Origin of the sequence: Sinorhizobium saheli (genome assembly GCF_001651875.1) — a bacterium.
Classification (GTDB): domain Bacteria; phylum Pseudomonadota; class Alphaproteobacteria; order Rhizobiales; family Rhizobiaceae; genus Sinorhizobium; species Sinorhizobium saheli.
Map to the genome: position 1 here is coordinate 419748 of NZ_LNQB01000073.1, position 26962 is coordinate 446709.

The window sequence follows — 26962 nt, forward strand, 5'->3', positions numbered from 1 at the left end:
TCCGTGTTCCCGTCATGCCAGCCGCGGTATCCACCACTTCGGCGTCGCCCCGTTCTGTCTCAGAAAGGCCGCGAGCTTGCCTTCGTCGGTGCGGCTTTCCTGCATATATTCCTGCGCGTGGATGCCGGCGCTCACATAGAGCAGATCGAAGCCGGCGTCCTGCGCCCCCTTGACATCGGTCGGCATGCCGTCGCCGATGGCGATGACGCGAGAGAGATCGAATCCGCCCCTGGCCGCCTTCGCCTCCGACAGCGCGGCACGATAGATCGCGACATAGGGCTTGCCGGCGATACGCGCCTCGCCGCCGAGCTCTTCATAGAGCTTGGCGATGGCGCCGGCACACGGGATCAAACGGTGCCCGCGCTCGACCACGAGATCGGGATTGGCGCAGATGAAGGGTATCCTGCGTTTGGCGAGCCCGGTGAGCGTCGCGCGGTAGTGTTCGGGCGTCTCGGTCTCGTCGTCGTAGAAGCCGGCACAGACGATCGTCTCGGCCTCTTCCGCCGAAACGATCTCGGTGCCGAGGCCTTCGAGAAGCGGCAGGTCCCGATCGGCGCCGATGAAGAAGATCCGCTTCTCGGCCGCGGCGATCAGCGCCCGCGTCACGTCGCCCGAGGTGACGATGCGGTCATAGGCCTCGTCGGGAACGCCGAGGCCGCGGATCTGCACCTTGACGCCCGGATGCGGCCGCGGCGAATTGGTGATGAGGACGACGGTCAGCCCCTGGGCGCGCGCCTCCGCAAGCGCCTCGCAAGCGGACGCGAAGGCCTGAACACCGTTGTGAAGCACGCCCCAGACATCGCAAAGCACCACGTCGTAGCGGCTGGCGATTTCCCGAAAACTGTTGATCCTGACGGCCATACCGGCTTCCTGCAAACTCAGCTTCCCGGCTGACATCGCAAGGAAGGGGCAAGAATACAAGCCTCGCCCGCAGAAAAACGCCGCCCTTCCCACGGATTCCGAGAAGAGCAGCGCGCCTCATAACAGCAGGAGCAGCCAGCCGGTGGCGGCACAGATCGCCAGCGTCTGGATGATTCCGCGTTTCCACCAGAACAGCGAGGCGGCAGCCAGGATCGTCAAGAACAGCGCGGCAGGCTCGAGCGTCGCCACATCCGGATAAGGCAGCGATAACGGCCCCGTCTCCAGCCGCTCGACGCGACCGAAAAGCACGTGAAGCCCGAACCAGACCGCGAGATTGAGGATGACGCCGGCAACCGCCGCGGAGATCGCCGAAAGCGCGCCGGACAGCGCCGCGTTGGTGCGCAGCCGCTCGACATAGGGTGCGCCGAGAAAGATCCATAGAAAGCAGGGGACGAAGGTGACCCAGGTCGCAAGCGTCGCGCCGAGCAACCCGGAGGTCAGCGCATCGACCCCGACCGGAGCGCGAAAGGCGCCCATGAAACCGACGAAGCTCAGGACGAGCACGAGCGGCCCGGGCGTCGTTTCAGCGAGCGCCAGGCCATCCAGCATCTCGCCGGGCTTCAGCCAATGATAGGTCTCCACCGCCTGCACCGCGACATAGGAGAGGACTGCGTAGGCGCCGCCGAAGGTGACGACCGCCATTTGCGAAAAGAAGAGCCCGATGTCGGTGTAGACGGTCGCGCTGCCGGCAAGGGCAGCGATCAGGATGAAAGGCGCAATCCAGAGCGCGCCGGACACGGCGATGACGACCGCCGACCGCCGCCACGAGGGCTTGCAGTCCGGGAAGTCAGCCCCGATCACGGAAGGAAGATCGGCTGCCCTCGCGGCATGGGCAGCCTGGCGCTGGCCGGGCGAATGGCGGGAGACAAAGAAGCCCACCAGGCCTGCCCCCAGCACCACTAGCGGGAACGGCACGGCGAAGGCGAAGAGCGCCAGGAAGGCGACCAACGCCAGCAGGCGATCGAACCCCGTCCTCAAGGCGCGCCGCGACAAACGGACGAGCGCCTCGACGACGATCGCCAGAACGGCCGCCTTGAGGCCAAAGAACAGGATCGCAAGCCAGTCGGTCTCCCGGAAGAGAGCATAGGCCGAAGAGAGGGTGAGAATGACGAAGAAGCCCGGGATCACGAAGAGCGTGCCCGCGACGATACCGCCGCGCGCACCATGCAGCAACCAGCCGATATAGGTGGCGAGCTGCTGCGCCTCCGGTCCCGGCAGCAGCATGCAATAGTTGAGGGCATGGAGGAAGCGGCTTTCCGATATCCAGCGGCGCTCCTCGACCAGTTCCCGATGCATGATCGCGATCTGGCCGGCCGGGCCGCCGAAGCTCAACAAGCCGATTTTCGCCCAAACCCTCGTCGCCTCGGCAAAGGACGGATGGGCGGGCACAAGGCCCGCCGGATGTTGTTCGTTCACGTCCGCTTCCCCTTGCCGCCATGCGATACCCAATCGTGCTTCTCCTCTCTCGCATCGCGCGCCCAGCGGTAAAGCGCGTCATAGAGCGTCATGCCCGCCTCGAGCTGCTCGAGGTCGTCGGCATACATGCGGGAAAGGCCGAGCGAAAGGGCAAGCAGGCCGGCGGCTCTCGGCTCCAGATCGAGCCTGTCGGTGTCGGCGCCGCGGACGATGCGGGCGAGATGCTCGAGCGCGGGGAAGGCAAGACGGAATTCCTTGACCATCGTATCGAAGGTACAGTCCTCGCCACGATGGCTCCAGAACACGCCTTCGACGTCGAAGGGCGTCGCGCCGAAGCGCTCGCCGACCGCTTCGACCTCGGCTGGCGTGACGTACAGGAACCGGGCATTCGGGTCGATGAACCGTCGGATCAGCCAGGGACAGGCGATGCGGTCGATCTTCGGCCGCGAGCGCGTGACCCAGACGGAGCCGCCCGACGGATCGGCGTTGGGAAGACTTGCGACGGGAACGAGAGGCAGGCCTGCCTCGCGCCACGCCTCGATCCCGCCCTCGAGTGTTTCGGCGGCGGCGCCGGCATGGCGCAGCCATGCGGCGGCACCTTCGCTGAGCTTGCCGCCATGCCGGCAGAGCGCGACGACCCACCGGCCGCGATATTCTTCGGCCCATTGCGGCGCACCGGCATGGGCACGACGGCAGGAGCTCGGCACGAGATGAGGATCGTCCGCGAAGTCGTCGTCATCGCGAACGTCGATGAGGATCGGCCCCTTTGGGGTGCCGATGAGCCGAGCGAGTTTTTCAGGGGAAATGGAGTTGAACGAAGCCATGATACGACGTCCTTTAGGTTGCTATCGGACGCGAAATTCCGGCCTGACGCCTCGTGAGGCATTCGCTCGCCCCATGCATTCATGAAACAAAAACTCGCCTCGACTGTCAACGACCAGCGTCGGCAAAAAATCTCGCCGTCGATCCTTGACTCGATCCCTGGGCGGTCTTATCTCGGCTGGCGCTGGCACTCCTGAGATATGAGTGCTAACACCCATCCGGCGGGTCCATCAGCGACCCGCAGTGTCATTTGATCGAGGGATTAGACAATGGCAAGCACCAATTTCCGTCCGCTGCACGACCGCGTTGTCGTCCGCCGCGTCGAGTCTGAAGAAAAGACCAAGGGCGGCATCATCATTCCGGACACCGCAAAGGAAAAGCCGCAGGAAGGCGAAATCGTGGCTGTCGGTTCGGGTGCCCGTGACGAAAGCGGCAAGGTTGTTCCGCTCGACGTCAAGGCTGGCGACCGCGTCCTGTTCGGCAAGTGGTCCGGCACCGAAGTCAAGATCAACGGCGAAGACCTTCTGATCATGAAGGAAGCCGACATCATGGGCATCATCGGCTGATCGGCCGGCACCCCCTCCAACTTCCGTAATTTGAAGCCGGGCATTCCCCGGAATTTCGAAACCAGGAGCTTTCAAACATGGCAGCTAAAGAAGTCAAGTTCGGCCGTACTGCGCGCGAAAAGATGCTGCGCGGCGTCGACATCCTCGCCGATGCAGTGAAGGTAACGCTCGGCCCGAAGGGTCGCAACGTCGTCATCGACAAGTCCTTCGGCGCTCCGCGCATCACCAAGGACGGCGTTTCGGTCGCCAAGGAAATCGAACTTGAAGACAAGTTCGAGAACATGGGCGCCCAGATGGTCCGCGAAGTCGCTTCGAAGACCAACGACATCGCCGGTGACGGCACGACGACGGCAACCGTTCTCGCCCAGGCAATCGTTCGCGAAGGCGCCAAGGCCGTTGCTGCCGGCATGAACCCGATGGACCTGAAGCGCGGCATCGACCTCGCCGTCGCCGAAGTCGTCAAGGACCTGCTCGCCAAGGCCAAGAAGATCAACACCTCGGACGAAGTCGCCCAGGTCGGCACGATCTCGGCAAACGGCGAGAAGCAGATCGGGCTCGACATCGCGGAAGCGATGCAGAAGGTCGGCAACGAAGGCGTCATCACGGTTGAAGAAGCCAAGACCGCCGAAACCGAACTCGAAGTCGTCGAAGGCATGCAGTTCGACCGCGGCTACCTGTCGCCCTACTTCGTCACCAACCCGGAAAAGATGGTCGCCGACCTCGAAGACGCTTTCATTCTCCTGCACGAGAAGAAGCTCTCGAACCTCCAGGCGATGCTCCCGGTTCTCGAAGCCGTCGTGCAGACCGGCAAGCCGCTCCTCATCATCGCTGAAGACGTCGAAGGCGAAGCGCTTGCTACCCTCGTCGTCAACAAGCTGCGCGGCGGCCTGAAGATCGCTGCCGTCAAGGCTCCGGGCTTCGGCGACCGCCGCAAGGCCATGCTCGAAGACATCGCCATCCTGACGGGCGGCACGGTGATCTCCGAAGACCTCGGCATCAAGCTCGAAAACGTCACCCTCGACATGCTCGGCCGCGCGAAGAAGGTCTCTATCTCCAAGGAAAACACGACGATCGTCGACGGCGCCGGCCAGAAGGCCGACATCGAAGGCCGCGTTGCCCAGATCAAGGCCCAGATCGAAGAAACCACCTCCGACTACGACCGCGAGAAGCTGCAGGAGCGCCTTGCCAAGCTCGCTGGCGGCGTTGCCGTCATCCGCGTCGGCGGTGCGACGGAAGTCGAAGTGAAGGAAAAGAAGGACCGCATCGACGACGCCCTCAACGCGACGCGCGCTGCCGTCCAGGAAGGCATCGTACCGGGCGGCGGCGTTGCCCTGCTGCGTTCCTCCGTCAAGATCACCGCCAAGGGCGAGAACGACGACCAGGAAGCCGGCGTCAACATCGTTCGCCGCGCTCTGCAGGCTCCAGCCCGCCAGATCGCCGAGAACGCCGGCGATGAAGCCTCGATCGTTGTCGGCAAGATCCTCGAGAAGAACACCGACGACTTCGGCTACAACGCCCAGACCGGCGAATATGGCGACATGATCGCCATGGGCATCATCGACCCGGTCAAGGTTGTTCGCACCGCGCTCCAGGACGCAGCCTCGGTTGCTTCGCTGCTCATCACCACCGAAGCCATGATCGCCGAGCTGCCGAAGAAGGACGCTCCGGCAATGCCGGGCGGCATGGGCGGCATGGGTGGAATGGACATGATGTGATAAGGCGATAAGCCTTGGCACGATCCATCCGGATCTGAAGGGCGGCTTTCGAGCCGCCCTTTTTCTGTTTGTCAGGTCGTGCAGCCGCCCCTTCTGCATCGGCGGGCGGTCAAATCCGGAAGAGCACGATATACGGTAGCGCAACCGGGATTGGCGGATGCTTTCTCGCCCTCATGCCAGTGCGTGTCAGGACTCCAGCAGCAGCCCCGTCTGCGGCGCGGAAGAGGCTTTTGAGCCCCAGGACTTGGGCTGGCTGGATTCCTGTGCCAGGCACGGAATGACGATCGGCGGAGAGCCCTGCCGACAATCGACGCGGCACAGCAGGCTGCTGTCGTGTCCTGTGCGTATTCACGCGGTGCGCACGCTTTAGCGCGGTTCATCCCTTGGAGCTTCAGGCGGCCTGGGTCCGCACGCCGATGACCGCGCCGATTGGGGCCGGCCGGCCGAGGAGATAGCCCTGGGCCTCGTCGCAGCCCTCCTCCTGGAGGATGTCGAGCTGCTTCTGCGTTTCCACTCCTTCGGCGAGAACGGGGACGGAGAGGCTCTGCCCGAGGGCGAGGATCGCCCTCACGATCGCCTTCGCCTGCGGATTGCCTTCGACTTCCCACATGAAGCTCTTGTCGAGCTTGATCTTGTCGAAGGGGAAGGAGCGGAGCGTTTCGAGCGAGGAGTAGCCGGTCCCGAAATCGTCGACCGCGATCGTCACCCCGAGCGCCTTGATCTCGCGAAGCGTCTGGAGCGCCCGCTCCTTGTCGTCGATGATCGTCGACTCGGTGATCTCGAGCTCGAGACGTTTCGGATCAAGGCCGGTTTCGTCGAGGATTGCTTGCACGAGGCTGACGATGTCGCCGTTGGCGAGCTGCACCGGCGACAGGTTGACGGCGATCTTGTATTGGCGATCCCAACTCGCCGCTTCGCGGCAGGCCTCGCGCAGCACCCACTCGCCGATCGGCAGAATGGCTCCGCACTCCTCGGCAAGCGGGATGAACTCGTTCGGCGGAACCATGCCACGTTCCGGATGGGCCCAGCGCAGCAGCACCTCGTAGCCGGTAACGTCGCCGGTCATGACCGATTTCTGCACCTGGTAGTGCAGCGTCAGCTGCCTCTTTTCGACCGCATCCCAGAGATCGTTGGCGAGCGCCCTGCGGCTGCGGGCGGCTTCGTCCATCGACACCTCGTAGAAGCAGACCGATTGCCCGAGGGCGGCCTTGGCGCGGTACATCGCCAGGTCGGCATTGTTGAAGAGCGTGTCGGCGGTCTCCGCGTCCTGCGGGTAGATCGCCACGCCCATGCTGCCGCCGGACTTCAGCTCGAAATCGCCGAAACGCATTTCCTCGTGCAGGCAGTTCTCGAGACGCCTGAGGAAGTCGTGGAGCTCGGCGAGGTCCTCGAAGCGTTTCACCGCCGCGAACTCGTCGCCCCCGAGGCGGGCAACGAACTCGCCTTCCTGAAGGAGGCCCTTCATCCGTTGCGCGATGGTGACGAGGACGAAGTCGCCGGCGGCGTGGCCGTGCAGGTCGTTGACCTCCTTGAACTTGTCGAGGTCGATGCCGACGAGCGCCACCTTGCGCGAGAACCAGGCGGCCGCATCGAGCTCTTCGTCCAGGTAACTGTTGAAATGCAGCCGGTTGGGCAGGCCCGTCAGGCTGTCGTGGCGGGCGAGGAAGGAGATCTGCTCCTCGGAGTCGAGCCGCTCGGTGATGTCCTCGTAGGTGGAAACCCAGCCGCCATCGGGGAGCATCCGATGTTTCGTCAGGATCGAGCGGCCGTTGGGCAGCTTCTCGATGAGGTCCGCGCCGCCCTTGGCAACGATGTCGGTTCTCTGCCTGCGGTAAATCTCGCCGGCCTTGGCCTTGGCGACCGCGGGATCAGGATAGGCGCGGGCGCAGACGCGCTCGAGCACCTGGCGGAAGGTCATGCCCCTGCCGGCCATGGATTCGGGCAGATCGAAGATCTCCAGGCAGCGGCGGTTGGAGATGAGCAGGCGGTCGGCGTTGTCGAACAGGCAGATGCCCTGCGTCATGTTCTCGAGCGCGACGTCGAGATTCTTGCTGACCTCGGCGATGCGATCGGCAACCTTCTTCTGCTTGGTGATGTCCTTGGCGATCTCGATGAAGCCGGTGTGCCGGCCATCCTCGTCGACCAGCGGATCGATGATGACATGCGCCCAGAAGCGCGTGCCGTCCTTGCGGTAGCGCCAGCCTTCGATCTCGTACTTTCCGGCCTCCAGGGCGATCTGCAGCGCGCGCCGCGGCTGACCCGCGGCCTGTTCCTCCGGCGAAAAGAAGCAGGCGAAGTTCCTGCCGATGATCTCCTCGGCCTTATACCCCTTGTTGGCCTCGGCTCCGGCATTCCAGCTCGCCACGCGTCCATCCGCGTCGAGCATGTAGATGGCGTACTCCTTGACGCTGCGCACGAAGCGGGAAAACTCCTTCTCCGAAGCGGCGGCGAGGATTTCGGCCTGGCGCGCGAAACCGGCGGCGACCAGCACGACGGAAGTGAGGAAAAGCGCCGTTCCGGCGATAACGAAAGCCAGGAGCTGCGGCGCGATCATGCCGTCTTCGACGCCGCTCGCCAGATCGACCTCGACGGTGACGGCACCCATGGCGGTGAAATGCAGCACGAGGATGCCGAGCGCCAACGCCAGGGTCGCGAGCAGCCTCGCCGTGCCAGGAGCATCGCTGCGCCTGGTCGCCAGGAGCGAAACCATGTGGAAAAGCGAGCCGGAAAGGATCGACGCGGCGACGAGGACGGCGTCCCAGCGGATGACACCCGGCACATCGAGCGCGGCCATGCCGAGGAAATGCATCGAGGCCACGCCGGCGCCGAGCACCGCGCCGCCGAGCAGCCATGAGGGCAGCCCCCGCAGATAGGTGGCGATCGCCAGCGCCGAGGTCGTCAGCGCGATGGCGACCAGCAGCGAGAGCGCCGTGAGGTTCAAGCGGTAGCCGAGCACGACGCCTGGGTCGTAAGCGAGCATGGCAATGAAGTGGGTCGCCCAGATGCCGAAGCCGCTGGCGGTCCCTGCCGCCGCCACCCAGATCGCCCGCGGCCTGCCGGCTGCGGCACGCGCGCGCCGCAGCAAGGTCACGGCCCCGTAACTGGAGAGGAGGCAGACGGCCACGGCCAGCGCCAGCAAACGCGGATCATGCTCCACAACGAGGCACGAAAGGATCTTCAACATCGCAGGTCGCCCCAATAAACGCGCACACCCGGAAGTCGCTCGTCGCTTGCCGGATCGCTATGTGTTGGCTTTGCGCGTTTAACGAAGCGTGAAAATCGCTAGCAAGTCGCCGCTGCGCGCCGGAACAGTGCTTTTTGCGTTAATGAATTCCGAAGGATGCGGCCAGGGAACGCCCCTCACCCGACGGGGAGAAGGGGTGTGCCGCGCCGTTGGGCGTTACGCCAGCAGCGATTTCAGGTCGGTCTGCGGGTCTGCCAAGGCGGCGCGATCCGGGGTGATCGCCGCTTCGAGCAGCTTCTTGCCGGTCACATAGGCCTTGGCGTCGTTGATCGCGTCGACGGCGATCAGCTTGCCCTGGCGGAAATACCAGACAGAGACGCTGCCTTCGCGCTGGCCGGGGCGGACGAGCGTCTCGTCATGGCCGAGGCCGAAGCCGGCGATCTGCAGCTTGACGTCGTACTGGTCGGACCAGAACCAGGGATTGGGATCATAGGGGTCGGATCCGCCGGCGAGAATGGCGGCGATCGCCTCCGCCTGATCTACGGCGTTCTGGACGGATTCGAGGCGGATGCGCATGTCCTGCCAGGGCAGAACCGCGCAGTCGCCGATCGCGAAGATCGACGGATCGGAGGTCCGCCCGAATTTGTCGACGACGATGCCGTTGGCGGTTTCGAGGCCGGCATCATGGGCGAGCGCGTCGTTGGCGGTCACGCCGATGCCGACGATCACGATGTCGACCGGAATGACCGAGCCGTCCGAAAGCTCCGCCGCAGACACGTGGCCGTTATCGCCGATCAGGCGATGGAGGCCCATGCCTTCGCGAATATCGACGCCGTGCGAACGGTGGATGTCGCGAACGATCGCCGAGGTGGCGGCGGAGGCGACGCGCTGAAGAATGCGGTCGGCCATTTCGATGACGGTCACGTCGAGCCCGCAACTGCGGGCGACCGCGGCCGCCTCGAGGCCGATATAGCCGCCGCCGATCACCAGGACATGCCGCCCGGGCCGCATTTCCGCGGCAAGCCGGTCAGCATCGGTAAAGTCGCGCACGACGAAGACGCCCGCAAGATCGCCGCCGATGGCCGCCGGCAGCCGGCGCGGCGTGGCGCCGGTCGCAAGCGCCAGTGCCTCATAGCCAAGCTTCGAGCCGTCGCTGAGCGTCACCTCTTTCGCCGCGCGGTTCACCCGCGTCACCATCGTGGAGAGGCGAATGTCGATATTGTGCTCCGGATACCAGGCCTCCGGGCGGTATAGCAGCCGATCGAGGGCCATTTCGCGAAGCAGGTATTTCTTGGAGAGCGGCGGCCGCTGGTAGGGCAGGCAAGCCTCGGCGGCGACGACGGTGATCGGGCGGGTGTCCTTAAGGGCGCGCAGCTTGGCGACCAATGCAAACGCGGCCTGGCCACCGCCAACAACGACAAGTCTTCCCGTCACCTTTTCCACCCGTCTCGAGGTCTTTTCTCACCCGTATCCGCCGGCCCGAGCCTCGTCAACTCGGGCCGGCGCGCGATGCGACTCTATTCCTTCCTCGGAATTTCCATGCCCCGCTGCGCGGCCGGGCGTGCGAGGCCGCGCTCGACCCAGGCCATGACATTGGGAAAGCTCTTGTAGTCGAGCTCCTCGGCACCGCCGTAGAACTTGCGCGCCCCTTCGACCCAGGGATAGGTGGCGATGTCGGCGATCGTGTATTCGTCACCCATCAGCCATTGCCGGCCTTCGAGCCGCGCCTCGAGGACGCCGAAAAGGCGCTTCGACTCGTCGCGATAGCGCTGAACCGGATAGGGATTGTTGGCGACCTTCTCGGGTGCCCATTTGAAGAAATGGCCGAACTGCCCGAGCATCGGGCCGACGCCGGCCATCTGGAACATCACCCAGCACAGCGTCTCGTAGCGCCCGGCGGCATCGGCCGGAATGAGCTTGCCGGTCTTTTCCGCGAGATAGATGAGGATCGCGCCGGATTCGAAAAGGCCGATCGGCTTGCCGTCCGGCCCGTTCGGATCGATGATCGCCGGGATGCGGCCGTTCGGGTTGAGCGAGACGAACTCGGGCGACTTCTGCTCGTTGGTGTCGAACGCGATGCGGTGCGCCTCGTAGGGCAGGCCCAGTTCTTCAAGCGCGATCGAAATCTTCACGCCGTTGGGCGTCGGCAGCGAATAGAGCTGGATGACGTCGGGATTTTTTGCCGGCCAGCGGGCCGTGATCGGGAAGGAGGAAAGATCAGCCATGACGGTTGCCTCGAAGGTGGGATGGGAGGGAAATTGTCTGCGGGGCCTACAGCGCCACGCGTCTGGCGGACGCGCAAAGGTCGCTGCGTAGCACTTTGAATTGCTACATGTCTTTGTCCCCTGAGCCGAAGTCGATTCAAGGGGACGTTCGGTAGATAAGTCGCGCCGGTTGCAGTTATCAGGGGCGGCAGCGAAATTTTTGCCGGCGTGGCACGACCGTCTCAGAGCGCGCCGCGAACCGCCGCAACGATCCGGTCGACAACGGCATTGCCGTCGTGACTCGCCTTGCGGGCCCTGACGAGGCAAGCCTCGGAGCGCAGGATCACGCCGTCCGACAGGATCTTCAGGTGGTTCGCCTTGAGCGTCGAGCCGGTCGAGGTGATGTCGACGATGATGTCGGCCGAGCCGGAAGCGGGCGCCCCCTCCGTCGCGCCCAGGCTCTCGACGATGCGATAGAGCTGGATGCCGTGGCTGCCCGAGAAGAACTGCTGCGTCAGCCGCCAGTATTTCGTGGCGATCGCGAGCCTTCGCCCATGGCGGGCGCGGAAGTCGGCGGCGACATCGCCGAGGTCGGCCATGGTGTCGACGTCGTACCAGACCTCCGGCACGGCGACGACGACATCGGCATGGCCGAAGCCGAGCCGGGCGGAAAACTCGACGCGCGCGTCGGCGTCGGCCAGCCCCTCGCGCACGAGGTCCTCGCCGGTGACGCCGAAATCGACGGCGCCGCTGCCGATCTCGCGGGCGATTTCGGACGCCGACAGGAAGGCGATCTCGACACCATCCCAGCCCTCGACGCGGCCGCGATAGGAGCGGTCGTTGCCGACCGCGGTGATCTTCATGCCGGCGCGTTCGAAGATCGCCGAGGCCTCGTCCTTCATCCGTCCCTTGGAGGGCAGCGCAATGGTGATCGTCATTTCGCCCTCCCCGAAGCGGCGATCGCCTGCTCGATCCGGTCGAGCCAGAGCGAGAAACCAACGGCCGGAATGTGCTCGCGTGCGCCGAGCAGCGTCAGCAGCCGGTCGAAGCGTCCGCCGCCGGCAAGAACCGCCGGCGTTCCCTCGACCACGATCTCGAAGACGAGACCGGTGTAATAGTCGAGCGGCCGCCCGAAGGCGGCGCGATAACGGATGAGGCCGGGATCGGCGCCCACCTCGGCAAGCGCGGCGACGCGCGCATCGAAGAGCGCGAGCGCGTCTCCAAGCTCGAGTTGCGCCTTGCCGGCGAAGGCATGGAGCGCGGCCGAGGCGTCAGTAAGGGGCAGATCAAGCGCGAGGAACTCGCGCATGAGCGCAAGCGTCGCCTTGTCCAGCCGCGTGGCGGCGAGTTCGACCTTCTCCTTCAGCCGGCGGGCGATGTCGCGCGGCGAGCGGCTGGCGTTGGTCGAGTAGCCGGTCGCCTTCATGGTCTTGCCGATATGGGCGACGAGACGCTCTTCATCCTCCAGCATGCCGAGGATCGCGACCCGCTCGACCTCGGGGCCGAAGACGCCCGGCGACCTCTGATCGGCGAGCTCCGCCAGCAGCCGCTCCAGCTGCTTCTGGTCGCCGAAGGCATGAATGAGCCGCTTCTGCCACCCGGCCGGCAGGCCGCAGGCGGCGATCACCGCCTCGAAGACCGATTGGTCGCCGAGCGTCACCGTCAGCCGCTCGCCGGGCAGGCGGTTAGCGAGCACCAGCATCGCGTCGCCGATCGCCCGGGCGTCGGCCATGGCCGTATCCGGATCGCCGAGATCCTCGATGCCCGCCTGGTAGAACTCGTTCGGGCCCTCGCGGCGCTGGCGGAACACCTCGCCGAGATAGGCATAGCGCTGCGGCGTGCCGGTGGCGGTCTCGATATGGCGGAGACAGACGGGAATGGTGAATTCCGGCCGCAGACAGAGGCTCTCCCCGGTCTCGCTTTCGGTCATGAAAATCCGCCGGCGCAGGTCTTCACCCGCCATGTCGAGGAAGGGCTCCGCCGGCTGGATGACCGGCGTGTCGACACGCAGCGTCTTCAGGCGCTCGAAATCGGCAAGCAGGTCACCGGCAAAGGCCGGGAGATTGATCAGCGGCATCAGCCTGCCCTTTTCCGGTCCTCGGCCTGGCTCGCCAGAATTTCGCGAACCTTCGCGATGAGGTCGCTCTCCGGCACCGAGACCTGAGCCACGCGCGCCTCGCGCCACGTGACATTGTCCTTGATCTCGCCCGAGAGCCGCTTGCCTTCGATCAGGTCCTTGATCTGGACGACGCCGGAGGCGCGCTCGTCGCCGCCCTGGATGATGGCGATCGGGGAACCACGACGGTCGGCATATTTGAGCTGGTCGCCGAAGTGCTTCTTGTTGCCCTGGTACATCTCGGCGCGGATGCCGGCATGGCGCAATTGCTGCACGAAGCGCTGGTAGCGGCCCATGCTGTCGAGGTCGCGGTCCATGACGCAGACGACGACCGGCGCGACGACCTCTTCCACGCCCAGCTTGCCGAGGTTCTTCAGCGCCGTCATCAGCCGCGACACGCCGATCGAGAAGCCCGTCGCCGGGACCGGCTGGCCCATGAAGCGCGAGACGAGGCCGTCATAGCGGCCGCCGCCGCCGACGGAACCGAAGACGACCTTCTCGCCCTTCTCGTTCGTCACCGCGAACTGCAGTTCGGCCTCGAAGACCGGGCCGGTATAATATTCCAGACCGCGCACCACGGAGGGATCGATCTTGATGCGATCCGCCTCGTAGCCGGCGCTGAGCACGAGGCTGCGAATGGTGTTGAGCTCGGAGACGCCTTCCGCGCCCCTGGCGGTGCCGGCGACGAGTCCGGCAAGCTCGTCGGCGCTCCTGGCATAGTCGGTGATGCCGACGAAGAACAGGATCTTGCCGATCTGCTCCTCGTTAAGTCCCGCGCCCTTGGTGAAGTCGCCGCTTTCGTCCTTGCGCCCCTCGCCGAGCAGCAGCCGCACGCCGTCCGGCCCGAACTTGTCGAGCTTGTCGATGGCGCGCAGCACCGTCAGCCGTGCATTGGCCTGGTCGTCGCCGCCGAGCCCGATCGCCTCCAGCACGCCATCGAGCACCTTGCGGTTGTTGACGCGGATCACGTAGTCGCCGCGGGCAATCCCCAGCGCTTCCATCGTGTCGGCCATCATCATGCACATCTCGGCATCGGCCTGGACGCCGGCGGCACCGACGGTGTCGGCATCGAACTGCATGAACTGGCGGAAGCGGCCCGGTCCCGGCTTCTCGTTGCGGAACACGTAGCCGGCGCGATAGGTCCGGTAGGGAAGCTGGATCTCGTTGAAGTTCTCGGCGACGTGGCGCGCGAGCGGCGCCGTCAGGTCGTAGCGCAGGCTCATCCATTGCTCGTCGTCGTCGGTCAACGAGAAGACGCCTTCGTTCGGCCGGTCGCTGTCGGGCAGGAACTTGCCGAGCGCGTCGGTATATTCGAACAGCGGCGTTTCCACCGGATCGAAGCCGTAGCGCTCATAGACCTCGCGAATCTTCCCGAGCATTTCGTCGACGGCGCGGATATCGGCGGCCGAACGGTCGACGAAACCGCGCGGCAGGCGCGCCTTGAGCTTCTGGGTCTTCTTCGGTTTGTCGTTCATGGAAGGCATTTCCAGGCTTCAAGCTGCCGCATGATTCCTTGAATCGGAACCAATCAACATCATGCAGCGGTAAAAGTGATACAGCGACGCGGCCGGTTGGACCTGCGACGCTGCAGGGTCGGTGCCTTCCCTACCGGATCATGTCAAATGCGGCAAGGGCAGCCGCGACAAAGGGGATCGCCGCGGCGCAGAGTCGTCACGCCGCCGGCCCCGACATGCCTGCTTCGCGGGAAGCGATCACAAATCTTTGATTGTGGATACGCCAATACACCCTTATAAGTTAGGGGGTCACGAGGGCTTCAACGGAGAATTTGGCACTATGCTGACTTTAATGACGCCTGGCGCGGGTACCATACAGCCCCTGAACCTGAGGTGCCACGAGGCCTGGACCCGCAGCCTCAAGGGGGCACGCTATCTGGTCGAGCCCTGGCGCTGCGACATTGCCAGCGGCGCCTTCATCGTCGGCTCGCAGACATCCTCGCTTCTCGGTCTGCGGCACAATCCCTGCGGCGTCGTCGATCTGGTCAGGGCCTATGACCAGGGTGACCGGTCGACAATCCTCACGATCCTGGAACAGGCGACGGCAAGCCCATCCTCCTTCTGCTTCTCGACGACGGTACGAGGCTCGAAGGGACGCTCCTCGCCGCTTTACTGCATCGGCAAGTCGACGCTGAGCGACGAGGGAGCGGAAGGCTCGCTCGAGGGGGTGTTCGCGGTTCCCCGGGCAGCGCCGACGATGAGCGCGTGACGATCCTCACCTTTCCGCTCGCGCACTTGTCATTCGCGGGCCCTTCTCATTCGTGACCGATCACCCTATCTTGCCCCCATGCTGCGTTGCCTCGCGATCGTTCTTCTCTTCCTGTCGGCACCTTTGAGCGGCGGGCTCGCCACCGCCGCGCAGGTTCACGACGCAGCCGCAGCGAGCATCGGCGAGCATCGCCAGGCCGCGATGACGGCCCACCATCGCCACGCTCCCGAAAGACCGAGCCTTTCCTGCGAGCAAGCGGAGCACTGCAAGCACCCTGCGACGGCCGTCCACCCGTTTCTCTGTTCGGCCTGCGTGGCGATCGGCGCGACGCCGGTGGGGCTGACGGGCGCTGGAAGCGTCTCGGAGCGGCTTCTGCCGGGCCCGCAGCACGCGCTTCAGACGCTGCGTCTGAGGCCGCGGTCGCCGCCTCCCAAACCGCCCTTCTCCATCTGACGACGCATGTCCGGTCGGATAGCGAGCAACAGGCCGCTCCCTCGAGGGAGGCCCCGGCCTTGGCGCCCGCGGTCCGCAGCCGGACATTCCCTGGCGCGGACAAGGCTCCGCGCCACCAGGACAACGATGGAAAGGAAATATCATGTCCCTGAAAGGCTTCACGGCCGCCCTGCTGCTGGCCGCCTTCGCCGCTGCCCCGGCGCTGGCGCAGGAAAGCGGTCACGAGAATATGGATCACGGTTCCATGGAGATGGCGGCGGGCGACGCATCGCCGTCGAGCAAGGCCTTCGCCGAGGCAAACGCGAAGATGCACAAAGACATGGACATCGTCTTCAGCGGCAACGCCGACGTCGATTTCGTGCGCGGCATGATCGCCCACCACCAGGGGGCGATCGACATGGCAAAGGTCGAGCTTCAATACGGCAAGGACGAAGCGATCCGGAAGCTCGCCGCAGACATCATCAAGGCCCAGGAGGGCGAGATCAAGGTGATGAAGGAATGGCTTGCCGAGAACGGCGGCTAGAGCTGGATGCGCTCACATTTCGTTCGCGCCACCGCTCTATCCGTTTGTTCTTGCCGCATTCGTGCGACGTCAGGTGATCCCACCTGACTGCAAAATGCTTTAGCTCAATCGAGAAGCGCCCTCCCCGCTCGATCACGGGGAGGGCGCACGAGTTCTCCTGCATCCGCTGCGGGGGCTTATCGCGCCTTCGGCCTTGCGAATTGCCGCCGCATCTCCTCAATGGCCGGGCGGCAGAAGCAGCCTTCGAGGTGATCGTTGACGAGGCCCATGGCCTGCATGAAAGCGTAGACGGTGGTCGGCCCGACGAAGGTCCAGCCGCGCTTCTTCAGGTCCTTGGAAATCCTGGTCGACGTCGGCGTGGTCGGATTGGCGATCAGCGTCTCGTGGTCCAGCACCTTCGGACGCTCGCTGCCATCCGGCTCATGCGACCAGAAATAAGCGGCCAACGAACCGAATTCGGACCGCAGTTCCCTCGCCCGCCGCGCATTGTTGATGGTCGAGACGATCTTGCCGCGATGGCGGACGATGCCGGGATCGGCGAGGCAGCGCTCGATGTCGGCTTCGCCGAATTCGGCAACCGCCTCGAAGTCGAAGCCGGCGAAGGCGGCACGGAACGCCTCGCGCTTCCTGAGGATCGTCAGCCAGGACAGGCCGGATTGAAATCCCTCCAGGCAGATCTTCTCGAACAGCCGATGGTCGTCCACCACCGGCCGGCCCCATTCCTCGTCGTGATAGCGGCGGTAATCCTCGAGATTGCCGTGCCAGGCGCAACGGTCAAGTCCGTCGCTTCCGGTAATCAGGCCCTTTGCTGCCATGCTTCGCCTCTCCTGATCGTTTCCTTTTTGTTCTCTTTACCATTTGCAAACCAGGTTCATAAAGGGCCGAATAACCCTACCCAAAGCTTTCTTGGATCCACTGCCTTTTATCGAAGCGCCGTTTACCTTTCGGTGGCGGACGGATGCGAGCATCGCGCCCATTGCTGGAGCGGGGAAAGGACAGCGCATGCGGTTCTCCCCCCCGCATCCCCTTGCAAATATTGGAATTGAGCGTGGCGCCGGCCCGAGAAGGTCATTCGGTCGCGGCGCCGTTGAAGATTTCGGGGTAGTAACGAGTCCATCCGATGATGAAAAAATCTCTTTTTCTTGCCACATGCTTCCTCTCGATGATCTCCGGCGGCACGGCCGGTGCGCAGGATCGGTATCAGAATCGTCCGCCGGTCATCGTCAGCCCGGACTTGACCGCACCCTGGGTGACGCAGCTGACCGGCGAACGCGTCCGCCCGGCCGTCTACCGGCCGCAGGCCCCGGCAGCCACCCGAAAACAAATCGATCGGCGCGCCGCCGAGCGGCGCCAGATCAGGCGCCGCCCGGACACGGGCGTCGTGCAACCTGCGTCGATCGCGCGCCGGCAGAAGCCGGTCAAGCAAGGCCTCGACCCGCAATTCCTGCCCCAGATGGTGGCCTATGAGACGGCGGAGAAGCCCGGCACGATCGTGATCGACACCAATCAGCGCTTCCTCTACCTCGTCACCGGCGAGGGGCAGGCCCGGCGCTACGGCGTCGGCGTCGGCAAGCCCGGATTCGAATGGGCGGGCGAGCACAGGATCACCCGCAAGGCCGAGTGGCCAGACTGGACGCCGCCCGAGGAAATGATCGCCCGCGAGGCGGCCAGGGGCCACTACCTGCCGGCCCGCATGGAGGGCGGCCCGGAAAATCCGCTCGGCGCCCGGGCGATGTATCTCGGTTCCACGCTCTACCGCATCCACGGAACCAATGCGCCTTGGACGATCGGCTATGGCGTTTCCTCCGGCTGCATCCGCATGCGCAACGAGGACGTCGTCGATCTCTATGAGAGGGTCAAGGTCGGCACCAAGGTTATCGTCCTTTAGCGCGAGGCGGAGAATAGAATATTTCCTCCGCATACTGGCCTTTTCTGTCAGCCAAGCGTGGTTTTGAAGCAACAGCCGCTACCTGAGATACAAGATCCGCCGTTGTCCCTGGTCTATGGGAGATACCGCGGGCTTGCTCTTGCGTGTAGATAGCATAGCGTCCCCGCGATGAGGGTTTAGAGGGAATCGTAAATGAAGTTACATGCCACCAGGCTGGCCGCGCTCACCGTCGCGACCGCTGCTTTTCTTGCTGCCGCAAATGCGTCGGCCTTCACCGCGGCCGATCCCGTCGGGTCTAGCGTCAAGCGCTCGGACGTGGTGCTGGCCGCCAGTCAGAAGAAGCCGCCGCAGAAATATTGGCGCACCAAGGTGCGTTTCCGCACCGACGAGGCGCCCGGCACCATCATCGTCGATACGAACAACAAGTACCTCTACTACATCGACGGACCGAACCGCGCCACGCGCTACGGCATCGGCGTCGGTCGCGAGGGCTTCGGCTGGTCGGGCGTCGTCAAGGTCGGCCGCAAGGCCGAATGGCCGGCATGGACGCCGCCGGCGGAGATGCGCGTGCGCGAGAAGGCAAAGGGCCGCATCCTGCCGATCACCCAGCCGGGCGGCATCGACAATCCGCTCGGCGCCCGTGCGCTCTACCTCTACAAGGGCGGCCGCGACACGATCTTCCGCATCCATGGCACCAACCAGCCCTGGACGATCGGCCAGAACATGTCGTCCGGCTGCATCCGCATGATGAACGAGGATGTCGAGCACCTCTACGAGCGGGCCGACATCGGCACCAAGGTCATCGTCATCGGCCCCGGCAGCAAGCCCGGCGACACCTATTTCGACGACCGCGGCATCGACATCTTCCGCCAGATTTTCGGCGGCTGACGGACTGCCCCTTACCAATTGCTCCTTAACGCTCTCCCCGCATGCGGCCGCATGCGGGGAGAAGGTGGCCGGGCAGGCCGGATCGGGCAGACGCGAGCAGTAAGCTTCACAACGCCGTTGGCCTCGGCCCGCCATAGGCCCAGTCGAGCAGTTCGACCGTGTGCAGGATCGGGATCGTCGTCCCGCTCGCAATCTGCGTGATGCAGCCGATATTGCCGGTGGCGATGACGTTCGGCTTCGTCGCCTCGATGTTTTTCACCTTGCGGGCCTTGAGCTTCGCCGAGATCTCCGGCTGCAGGATATTGTAGGTGCCGGCCGAACCGCAGCAGAGATGGCCCTCCGCCGGATCGCGGACCGTGAACCCGGCCCGCTTCAGGAGTTGCTTCGGTATGTTGGTGATTTTCTGCCCGTGCTGCATCGAGCAGGCGGAATGATAGGCAACCGTCATGCCGCGGGCCCGCTGCTCGGGCAAGCCCAGTTCGGCGAGATATTCGGTGATGTCCTTGGCCAGCACCGAAACCTTCGCTGCCTTCTCGGCATAGGCGGGGTCGAGCCGCAGCATGTGGCCGTAATCCTTGATCGTCGTGCCGCAGCCCGAGGCGGTGATGACGATCGCATCGAGGCCGTCCTCCTCCGCCACCTTCAGCCAGACGTCGACATTGCGGCGGGCGGCCTTCAGCGCCTCTTCCTCGCGCCCCATGTGGTGGACGAGCGCGCCGCAGCACCCCTCGCCCGCCGAGACGACGACCTCGATCCCCTGGCCGGTCAGCAGCCGGATCGTCGCCTCGTTGATCTCCGGCTTCAGCACCGGCTGCGCACAGCCGGTCAGCAGCGCGACGCGACCGCGCGGCACGCCCCCCTTTGCCGCGTAAACGGCCGGTTTCGCCGCGCCCGACGCCGTCGGCAGCGCCCGCGGCGCGAGATCGAGCATGACGCCGAAGGTCTTCAGGAACGGAATTCGCTTCAACAGGTCCGCGAACGGCCGCGCGACATCGGCAGCCCTGAGCGCGAGGCGGAAGCGCGACGGATAGGGCAGCGTCGCCGCGATGACGGCGCGGGCAAGGCGATCCTTGAACGGCCGCTTATAGGTCTTCTCGATGTGCACGCGGGCATGGTCGACCAGATGCATGTAGTCAACGCCCGAGGGACAGGTGGTCATGCAGGAAAGGCAGGAAAGACAGCGGTCGATATGGGCCACGGTCTCGGCATCGGCCGCGCGCCCGTTCTCGAGCATGTCCTTGATCAGATAGATCCGCCCGCGCGGACTGTCTAGCTCGTCGCCGAGGACCACATAGGTCGGACAGGTGGCCGTGCAGAAGCCGCAATGCACACATTTGCGCAGGATCTTTTCGGATTCGGCGACGTGCGGATCGGCGAGCTGCTCGGGGGAGAAATTGGTCTGCAACCGGATACTCCAATATCGGGCCTGCAGCGCCGCGCGTCCTATCCGACGCGCAAAGGCCGCTGTGGCACTTTGAATTGCTGCATGTCCTTGTCCTTGGATCGGCTAGGATTTAAGGACGAAGACTGCAGTAGACCTACAGTTTGGAGCGGGATGCGCTCACATGCGTTCGCGCCACCGCTCTTTCTCTCTGTTTTTGCCGCATTTCCGTTTCCTCTACACCCACCAGCTTTCCGGATCGGTGATCGGCTCCTCGCGGGCGGCCTTCTGGAGCCCGACGACGCAGCGCACGACGATCCACACGGCCGTGGCGATGAAGCCGAGCACGCCGATGAGCAGCATCGTCAAGATCGCCGAGATGATGGCGAAAAGCAGGGCGATCCAGAAGGTGCGGATCGCCCATATGTAATGCGTCCGCGCCCAACCTTCCGCCTTGTCCCGGTTGAGATAGGCAAGCACGATGCCGACGAGCACGGTGATGCCGAAGGCGAAGGCGACCAGATAGAGGAGGTAGATGATCTGGATATTGACCTTACCCGGCTCCAACCAGCGATCGGTCTCACGGGAAGGCGGCGTCTGCGAACCTGGATCGGTCATCGGGTTCTCCCTTGGCACGTCGGACGAGCGGCGGTCGACGAAGGTGGCATGCGCGTATCGACAAGCGACCGCCCGGTCAGGCGAACGGCGCCATCCGCCCCGGATTGAAGATCCGCGACGGATCGAATTGCGCGCGGATGCGCTCCGACAATTGTGCCACAGCGGGGGCCTGCGGTTCAAAGGCCGGGATCCGGCGGCGCGCTTCCTCGCCGGCGCGCACAAGTGTGGCGTGGCCGCCGCCGAGCGCGCCGACATAGCGGCGAAGGAGCTCGGCCTCGGGCTCGGCCTCCATGCGCAGCCAGACGAGACCGCCCTGCCAGTCATAGAAGGCGTCGACGCCGGTTTGCAGCCGCAGCGCGGCAACGAGCTGATGGCCCGAGGAAGGGGCGACCGACACCCGCCACAGCGGCCGCGGGGTGCCGTCGGCATAGGGTTTGACGTCGCGGATCTGCGCCCAGAGCGCCTTGGTCTCAGCCGCGTCGAGCCGCGAAACCGGCCCGAAGCGCGACAGCGAAACGCCGAGCTTTTCGGCGCGCATGGCGACGGAAGCCGAAAGTCCCTCGAGCCGCAGCACGGTCGCGGCACCCTCGGGCAAGGTGCCTTCGACGAAGCGGCCGCGCACGCTTTCCGGCAGGTGCGCCGCCCCCGAGACCTCCACCGGCTGCGCCATCGCCTCGGCCATGGCGGCGGCGGCCTCCGCATCGTTGAGGCCGGAGACGACGATGGTTGCGGCCGCCGGCGGCAGCGGCAGAACCTTGAAAGTTACCTCGGTCAGGATTCCGAGCGTGCCGTATGACCCCGCCATCAGCTTGACTAGATCGAGCCCCGTGACGTTCTTCATCACCCGGCCGCCGGCCTTGATCAACTCGCCGCGGCCATTGACGAAACGCACCCCGAGCAGGCTGTCGCGCGCGGCCCCGGCGACATAACGGCGCGGACCGGAGACATTGGCGGCAAACACGCCGCCGATCGTCGGCTCGCCGGACGTCGCCAGGACCGGCCGATGGTCCATCGGCTCGAAGGAGAGCATCTGGCCCTTCGCGTCGAGCGCCGCCTCGATCTCGGAAAGCGGCGTGCCGGCGAGTGCGCTCATGGTCATTTCGGCCGGATTGTAGGTGACGATGCCGGCAAGGCGCCGCGTCGACAGTGTCCGGTCCGCCCGCACCGGATTGCCGAGGCCGGAGCGCGTGCCGCCGCCGACGACCGCAAGCGTGACGCGTTCGGCCGCCGCCGAGCGAACGACCGAGGCGATGCCCTCCTCGCTGGCCGGTTCGAAATGGACGATCATGCGGCCGGCCGCCCTTCGAGCGGGAAGACCTTCGAGGGGTTCATGATCCAGTCGGGATCGAAGGCCGCGCGCGCCGCCATCTGCTGGTCGAGATCGGCTCTGCTGTATTGATGCAGCATCAGGTCGCGCTTCTCGATGCCCACGCCATGCTCGCCCGTTAGGCACCCCCCGGCATCGACACAGAGCTTGAGGATGTCGTTGCCGGCGGCTTCGGCCCGGGCCGCATCCTCCGAGTCGTTGATGTTGTAGAGGATCAGCGGGTGCATGTTGCCGTCGCCGGCATGGAAGACGTTGGCGACGCGAAGGCCGTAGCCCGCGACGATCTCGCCGGTCCGCCGCAACACATGGGAAAGCTGGCTGAGCGGCACGGTTCCGTCCATGCAGATGTAATCGGCGACGCGGCCGGTTGCGCCGAAGGCGGATTTCCGCCCCTTCCAGATCAGCGCCGCCTCCAGTGCCGACTGCGACTCCTTGATCGTGGCGACGCCATGGCGGCGGGCGATCTCGATGATGCCCTCGAGCATCGCATCCATTTCCGGCTCGGAACCCTCGACCTCGACGATCAGCAGCGCCTCGACGTCGAGCGGATAGCCGGCATGGGCAAAGGCTTCGCAGATCTCGATCGCCGGCTTGTCCATGAATTCGATCGCGACGGGGATGATGCCCGACCCGATGATATCCGCCACGCAGGAGCCCGCCGCCTCCGACGAGGCGAAGCCGAAGAGGACGGGGCGCGCGCCCTCGGGCTTGGCAATCAGCCGGACGGTCGCCTCCGTGACGATGCCGAGCTGGCCTTCCGAGCCGCAGACGAGGCCGAGCAGGTCGTAGCCGGGAGCATCGAGCGCCTTGCCGCCGAGTTCGATGACGGTGCCGTCGAAGAGCACCATCCTGACGCCGAGCAGGTTGTTGGTCGTCACCCCGTATTTCAGGCAATGGGCGCCGCCGGAATTCATGCCGATATTGCCGCCGATGGTGCAGGCGAGCTGCGAGCTCGGGTCGGGGGCGTAGAAGAAGCCGTCGGCGCCCACGGCCTCGGAAATGTTGAGATTGGTGACGCCCGCCTGGACCGTCGCCGTCCGGTTGAAGAGGTCGATATCGAGAATGCGCGACATTTTGGAAAGGCCGATGACGACGGCATCCTCCTGGGGAATGGCGCCGCCGGAAAGCGACGTGCCGGCGCCGCGCGGCACGACGGGAACGCCGTAGCGGCTGCAATATTTGAGCACCGCCGCCACCTGCTCCGTGGTCTCGGGAAGCGCGACGGCGAGCGGCATGCGGCGATAGGCGAGGAACGCATCCGTCTCGAACGGCTTCAGCCCGCGCTCCTCGCTGATGAGACAGCCTTCGGGCAGCAGATCGGCAAGATCGGCGATGATTTCCCGCCGACGGTCGAGGACGGCCTGCCTGGGCTTCAGAAAGCCGATCGTCTCCGGCATGAGTTCCTCCAACCTGATGCATCCGGTGGTATTTTTTGTTTACCACTCGAAAGGTGACGCGGCAAATGCTAATGATCCTTTCGCTTTTGGAAACAATGGTCAAGATTGATGACGAATCTCGGCGATCTCGAAATCTTCGCGCGGGTCGTAGCGGCCGGCAGCATGTCGGCGGCCGGCCGCACGCTCGGCTTTTCCGCAGCCGTGATTTCCAAGCGGATCAAGCGGCTCGAGGACAGGCTCGGCACGAGGCTCCTGCAGCGCACGACGCGGCAGATCTCGCTGACGGAGGCCGGGCAGGGCTTCTATGATCGCGTCCTCGGCATTCTCGCCGGCATCGAGGAGGCGGAGGCCTATGCATCGGGGCGCTCGTCGCAGGCGCAAGGGACGCTGCGCATTTCGGCCCCGACGTCCTTCGGCCGCATGCACATCGCACCGCATCTGACCGGCTTCATGAAGGATCACCCGGACCTCAAGCTCCACATCGTCCTCACCGACGATTTCACCGATATCGTCGCCGAAGGCTTCGACCTTGCCGTCCGCATCGGCGAACTGACCGATTCGAGCCTCGTCGCCCGCAAGCTGGCGCCGGTCCGCCGTCTGCTCTGCGCGGCGCCGAGCTACATTGCCCGCTACGGCATGCCGAGAGAGATCGGCGATCTCTCCGGCCACATCTGCCTGCCGGCACACAACAACGACAACTGGAAACTGGAAGGCCCCGAAGGCAGCCTCTCCTACCGGCCGGAGGGGCCGCTCGTCACCAACTCGTCGGAGATCATCCGCGAAGCGGTGATCGCCGGCGCCGGCATCGCGCTTCGCTCCACCTGGGACGTCGGCGCGGAATTGCGGGACGGACGCCTGGTGCAGGTGCTGCCGCAATGGGAGGGCTCACGCAACCTGACGCTTTCGGCGGTCTATCCGAGCCGGCAGTTCCTGCCGGCCAAGGTGCGGCTCTTCATCGACTATCTCGCCGCGCTCTACGGTCCCGTTCCCTATTGGGAGCAGTAAAGATCGTGCAGTCAGGCGGCTATTTGTGGGCGCCTTCCTCGTGATGGCGGCGAATGCGCCGCACCACGAGCCAGACGCTGACGACCGCGAAGGGTACGGCAAGGCCGGTCAGCACGCCGGGATCGATCGGGAGCTCGTGGCTGACGGCCTTGGCGAGATAGCCGAGGAGCCCGACGACGTAATAGGAAATCGCCGCCACGGAGAGGCCCTCGACGGTCTGCTGCAGGCGCAACTGCAGCTTCGCGCGGCGATCCATCGAGTTCAGCAGCGCGCCGTTCTGCCGCTCGAGCTCGACGTCGATCCAGCTTCTGAGAAGCGCCGTGGCGCGCGCGAGCTTGCGCGACAGGTTCGCCTGCCGCTCCTCGACCGACTGGCAGGTGCGCATGGCAGGCGCCAGCCGGCGTTCGAGGAAGGTGCCGATGGTTTCGTAGCCGGGCACGGGCGTTTCGGCGAGCGTGCGGATGCGCTCCTGGACGATGTCGTGGTAGGCGCGGCTGGCGCCGAAGCGATAGAGGCTCAGGGCTGCCCCGGCCTCGACGTCGGCGGCAAGCCGGGTGATTTCGGCAAGCATCTCGTCGGCCTCGTCGCGCACGTTTTCCTTCATCCGCTGCGTCACCGCGGTGAGGCCGTCCTCGGTGCGGCGGATTTCCGGCGACAGGGATCGCGCCAGCGGCAGGCCCAAAAGGGCGAGCGTGCGGTAGGTCTCGATGTCGAGAAGGCGCTGCACCAGGGCGCCGGTGCCGGCCTCGGTCATGCCGCGGTCGATGACGAGGATCTGGGTGAGCCCGTCGCCGTTCTGGCGAAAATCGGTGAGCAGCACCGCCTGGCCGTTCTTGGTTTCGCTGTAGCAGAGGCTCGTCGGGTCGAAGGCCTCGATCGCCTCGCGCGTCTCCGGCGTATCGGGGCGGATCTCGAGCCGGATGCCGGAGATCAGCGACCCCGGCGGCGAAAACCCGTCGCCGAAGGGATGGATGGGCACCTCGCCGCCGAAGCGTTCCGGCGCCGGCGCGTCCCAGAAATAGGTGGAGAATTCCGTGTGCCGTTCCCAGCGCAGCGTCCCCTGCCCCCAGGGCAAGGCATGATGGTTGGCATCGCGGCCCGGCGGCGCAACCCCACGCGAACGCGACAGTTCGGAGAGCACCGCATGATCGACGGCCGAGCCGCCCTCGGTCATGAAGGCCAGCTGAAAGATGACACGCGGCGTCGTCACCAGGGCGTAGGGCCGCGCGTGAACCTCGCCGAGCGCCTGGGAGCGCAAGGTTGCCGCCGGAAATGCGAAATTCCCTTTTGCCATGAAGCGTTTCGTCCCCCTCGCGCGTTCATCACCGCCTTCTTATCAACGAGTCGAGCCAAATGAACAGGACGCATTGACGCAGTTTGACTTTTGTCAGCATGGCCGGCAAGTGGACAATCGATTTGACCACTTGCCGGAGACTGCTAGATTGCCGCCTGAGCGGCAAGGACGATTTGCGAAGGCGACTTCCGGTCCGCGAGGAGACAGGCCGTGACGGAAGACCAGACAGACCTCTATGCGCGTATCAGCCACAGCCGGACGGCGGACGAGGTCGTGCAGCAGATCGAGCTCCTGATCCTGGAGGGGGTGTTGCGCGACGGCGACCGCCTGCCGGCCGAGCGGGAGCTGTCGAAACGGTTCGACGTCTCACGCCCGATCCTGCGCGAAGCGCTCAAGGAATTGGAAGCGCGCGGCCTGGTCGAGAGCCGGCACGGCGGCGGCACCTTCGTCGCCGACGTGGTCGGACGGATCTTCTCGAAGCCGTTGATCGACCTGATCGGACGCCACCACAAGGCGACGCAGGACTATCTCGAATACCGGCGCGAACTCGAAGGCCTGACGGCGGAGCTCGCAGCGACGCGCGCCACCGACTTCGACCGCGATATCCTCACCCGCGTCATCGAACGCATGCGCGCCGCCCACGAGAGCGGCGACTTCGACGCGGAGCTCGAAGCCGACGTCGAGCTGCACAATGCAATCGGGGAAAGCGCGCACAACATCATCCTCCTGCACACGCTTCGCGCCTGCTATCGGCTGCTGACGCAGGGCATCTTCTTTCACCGCAGTTCGGTCTTCCGCGCTCCCGGCGCGCGCGACCAGCTTCTCGCCCAGCACGAGGCGATCTACGCCGCCATCATGGCCGGCGACCCGAGGGCGGCGAAGGCCGCGGCGCAAAGCCATATCGACTTCGTCGCCGCCGCCGCGCGCGAAGCGGAGCGGAGCGGCGAATGGGCCCGCATCGCCCGCCTCCGGCTGCAGCAGCGCGATCGCGCCGGCGCCTGATCCCTCCCGCAATAGCGGT

The 26962-nt window shown here is 65.2% G+C and carries 24 protein-coding genes; 9 read left to right on the top strand and 15 right to left on the bottom strand.

Going from position 1 to position 26962, the window contains the following annotated elements; all coding sequences use genetic code 11:
- Positions 1-12: 12 nt before the first annotated feature.
- From ATB98_RS15395 to ATB98_RS15405, 3 genes are all read right to left on the bottom strand, one after another.
- Positions 13-861: a TIGR01459 family HAD-type hydrolase gene (locus ATB98_RS15395; protein WP_066875136.1), complete on the bottom strand. Its 849-nt coding sequence runs from the start codon at positions 859-861 to the stop codon at positions 13-15.
- A gap of 117 nt (positions 862-978) precedes the next feature.
- Positions 979-2337 carry a chromate efflux transporter gene (gene chrA, locus ATB98_RS15400; protein ID WP_066875137.1) on the bottom strand — a complete coding sequence of 453 codons (1359 nt, stop codon included), beginning with the start codon at positions 2335-2337 and terminating at the stop codon, positions 979-981.
- Positions 2334-3161, bottom strand: coding sequence for a chromate resistance protein ChrB domain-containing protein (locus tag ATB98_RS15405; protein WP_066875139.1), 828 nt, complete (start codon positions 3159-3161; stop codon positions 2334-2336). The genes chrA and ATB98_RS15405 overlap by 4 nt, the downstream gene beginning before the upstream one ends.
- Positions 3162-3428: 267 nt before the next feature.
- On the opposite strand from ATB98_RS15405, the gene groES reads away from it, so the two are divergent.
- Both groES and groL read left to right on the top strand, forming a co-directional pair.
- Positions 3429-3725, top strand: coding sequence for a co-chaperone GroES (gene groES, locus ATB98_RS15410; protein ID WP_012706990.1), 297 nt, complete (start codon positions 3429-3431; stop codon positions 3723-3725).
- Positions 3726-3802: 77 nt separating this feature from the next.
- Positions 3803-5440 (top strand): chaperonin GroEL, encoded by a 1638-nt coding sequence (gene groL, locus ATB98_RS15415; protein ID WP_066875142.1) that lies wholly within the window; start codon positions 3803-3805, stop codon positions 5438-5440.
- 391 nt (positions 5441-5831) lie between these two features.
- Here the strand turns inward: groL and ATB98_RS15420 are convergent, their stop codons facing one another.
- The 6 genes from ATB98_RS15420 to hisS form a co-directional block, all read right to left on the bottom strand.
- A complete protein-coding gene (locus tag ATB98_RS15420) occupies positions 5832-8624 on the bottom strand; it encodes a bifunctional diguanylate cyclase/phosphodiesterase (protein WP_066875144.1) in 2793 nt (930 codons plus the stop codon).
- Between the two features lie 216 nt (positions 8625-8840).
- A complete protein-coding gene (locus ATB98_RS15425; RefSeq protein ID WP_084435503.1) occupies positions 8841-10058 on the bottom strand; it encodes an NAD(P)/FAD-dependent oxidoreductase in 1218 nt (405 codons plus the stop codon).
- Positions 10059-10141: 83 nt separating this feature from the next.
- Positions 10142-10849 (bottom strand): glutathione binding-like protein, encoded by a 708-nt coding sequence (locus ATB98_RS15430; RefSeq protein WP_066875147.1) that lies wholly within the window; start codon positions 10847-10849, stop codon positions 10142-10144.
- Between the two features lie 221 nt (positions 10850-11070).
- Positions 11071-11766 carry an ATP phosphoribosyltransferase gene (gene hisG / locus ATB98_RS15435; protein WP_066875149.1) on the bottom strand — a complete coding sequence of 232 codons (696 nt, stop codon included), beginning with the start codon at positions 11764-11766 and terminating at the stop codon, positions 11071-11073.
- On the bottom strand, positions 11763-12905 hold the full coding sequence (locus ATB98_RS15440) for an ATP phosphoribosyltransferase regulatory subunit (protein ID WP_066875151.1): 1143 nt from the start codon (positions 12903-12905) through the stop codon (positions 11763-11765). Before ATB98_RS15440 ends, hisG begins: the two co-directional genes overlap by 4 nt.
- Positions 12905-14428 carry a histidine--tRNA ligase gene (gene hisS, locus ATB98_RS15445; protein ID WP_084435483.1) on the bottom strand — a complete coding sequence of 508 codons (1524 nt, stop codon included), beginning with the start codon at positions 14426-14428 and terminating at the stop codon, positions 12905-12907. Before hisS ends, ATB98_RS15440 begins: the two co-directional genes overlap by 1 nt.
- A gap of 310 nt (positions 14429-14738) precedes the next feature.
- Between hisS and ATB98_RS15450 the strand changes: the two genes are divergently transcribed.
- From ATB98_RS15450 to copM, 3 genes are all read left to right on the top strand, one after another.
- Positions 14739-15167, top strand: a complete 429-nt coding sequence (locus ATB98_RS15450; RefSeq protein ID WP_066875155.1) for a hypothetical protein — start codon at positions 14739-14741, stop codon at positions 15165-15167.
- Positions 15168-15245: 78 nt separating this feature from the next.
- Complete coding sequence (locus ATB98_RS15455; RefSeq protein ID WP_066875157.1) at positions 15246-15620, top strand: hypothetical protein; 375 nt, start codon at positions 15246-15248, stop codon at positions 15618-15620.
- Between the two features lie 142 nt (positions 15621-15762).
- Positions 15763-16143, top strand: coding sequence for a CopM family metallochaperone (gene copM, locus ATB98_RS15460; protein ID WP_066875159.1), 381 nt, complete (start codon positions 15763-15765; stop codon positions 16141-16143).
- A gap of 176 nt (positions 16144-16319) precedes the next feature.
- On the opposite strand, the gene ATB98_RS15465 is transcribed toward copM, so the two are convergent.
- Positions 16320-16958, bottom strand: coding sequence for a DNA-3-methyladenine glycosylase I (locus ATB98_RS15465; RefSeq protein ID WP_066875161.1), 639 nt, complete (start codon positions 16956-16958; stop codon positions 16320-16322).
- A gap of 305 nt (positions 16959-17263) precedes the next feature.
- Here ATB98_RS15465 and ATB98_RS15470 point away from each other — a divergent pair, with 305 nt between their 5' ends.
- Complete coding sequence (locus ATB98_RS15470) at positions 17264-18031, top strand: L,D-transpeptidase (protein ID WP_066875163.1); 768 nt, start codon at positions 17264-17266, stop codon at positions 18029-18031.
- Between the two features lie 192 nt (positions 18032-18223).
- Positions 18224-18919, top strand: a complete 696-nt coding sequence (locus ATB98_RS15475; RefSeq protein ID WP_066875165.1) for a L,D-transpeptidase — start codon at positions 18224-18226, stop codon at positions 18917-18919.
- A 106-nt stretch (positions 18920-19025) separates the two neighbouring features.
- On the opposite strand, the gene glcF is transcribed toward ATB98_RS15475, so the two are convergent.
- The 4 genes from glcF to ATB98_RS15495 all read right to left on the bottom strand — a co-directional run bounded on the left by glcF (position 19026) and on the right by ATB98_RS15495 (position 23642).
- A complete protein-coding gene (gene glcF, locus ATB98_RS15480) occupies positions 19026-20324 on the bottom strand; it encodes a glycolate oxidase subunit GlcF (protein ID WP_153435662.1) in 1299 nt (432 codons plus the stop codon).
- A gap of 213 nt (positions 20325-20537) precedes the next feature.
- On the bottom strand, positions 20538-20918 hold the full coding sequence (locus tag ATB98_RS15485) for a DUF4870 family protein (RefSeq protein ID WP_066875168.1): 381 nt from the start codon (positions 20916-20918) through the stop codon (positions 20538-20540).
- A gap of 76 nt (positions 20919-20994) precedes the next feature.
- On the bottom strand, positions 20995-22206 hold the full coding sequence (gene glcE / locus ATB98_RS15490) for a glycolate oxidase subunit GlcE (RefSeq protein WP_066875171.1): 1212 nt from the start codon (positions 22204-22206) through the stop codon (positions 20995-20997).
- A complete protein-coding gene (locus tag ATB98_RS15495) occupies positions 22203-23642 on the bottom strand; it encodes an FAD-binding oxidoreductase (protein ID WP_066875173.1) in 1440 nt (479 codons plus the stop codon). Before ATB98_RS15495 ends, glcE begins: the two co-directional genes overlap by 4 nt.
- Before the next feature lie 108 nt (positions 23643-23750).
- Between ATB98_RS15495 and ATB98_RS15500 the strand changes: the two genes are divergently transcribed.
- Positions 23751-24647, top strand: coding sequence for a LysR family transcriptional regulator (locus tag ATB98_RS15500; RefSeq protein WP_066875175.1), 897 nt, complete (start codon positions 23751-23753; stop codon positions 24645-24647).
- 19 nt (positions 24648-24666) lie between these two features.
- Here ATB98_RS15500 and ATB98_RS15505 read toward each other — a convergent pair whose 3' ends face one another.
- The gene (locus tag ATB98_RS15505; protein WP_066875177.1) at positions 24667-25941 is read right to left on the bottom strand and encodes a DUF3422 family protein; all 1275 of its coding nucleotides are present in this window, start codon (positions 25939-25941) and stop codon (positions 24667-24669) included.
- A gap of 210 nt (positions 25942-26151) precedes the next feature.
- Here ATB98_RS15505 and ATB98_RS15510 point away from each other — a divergent pair, with 210 nt between their 5' ends.
- The gene (locus tag ATB98_RS15510; protein ID WP_157111046.1) at positions 26152-26943 is read left to right on the top strand and encodes a FadR/GntR family transcriptional regulator; all 792 of its coding nucleotides are present in this window, start codon (positions 26152-26154) and stop codon (positions 26941-26943) included.
- The last annotated feature ends 19 nt before the right edge of the window (positions 26944-26962 follow it).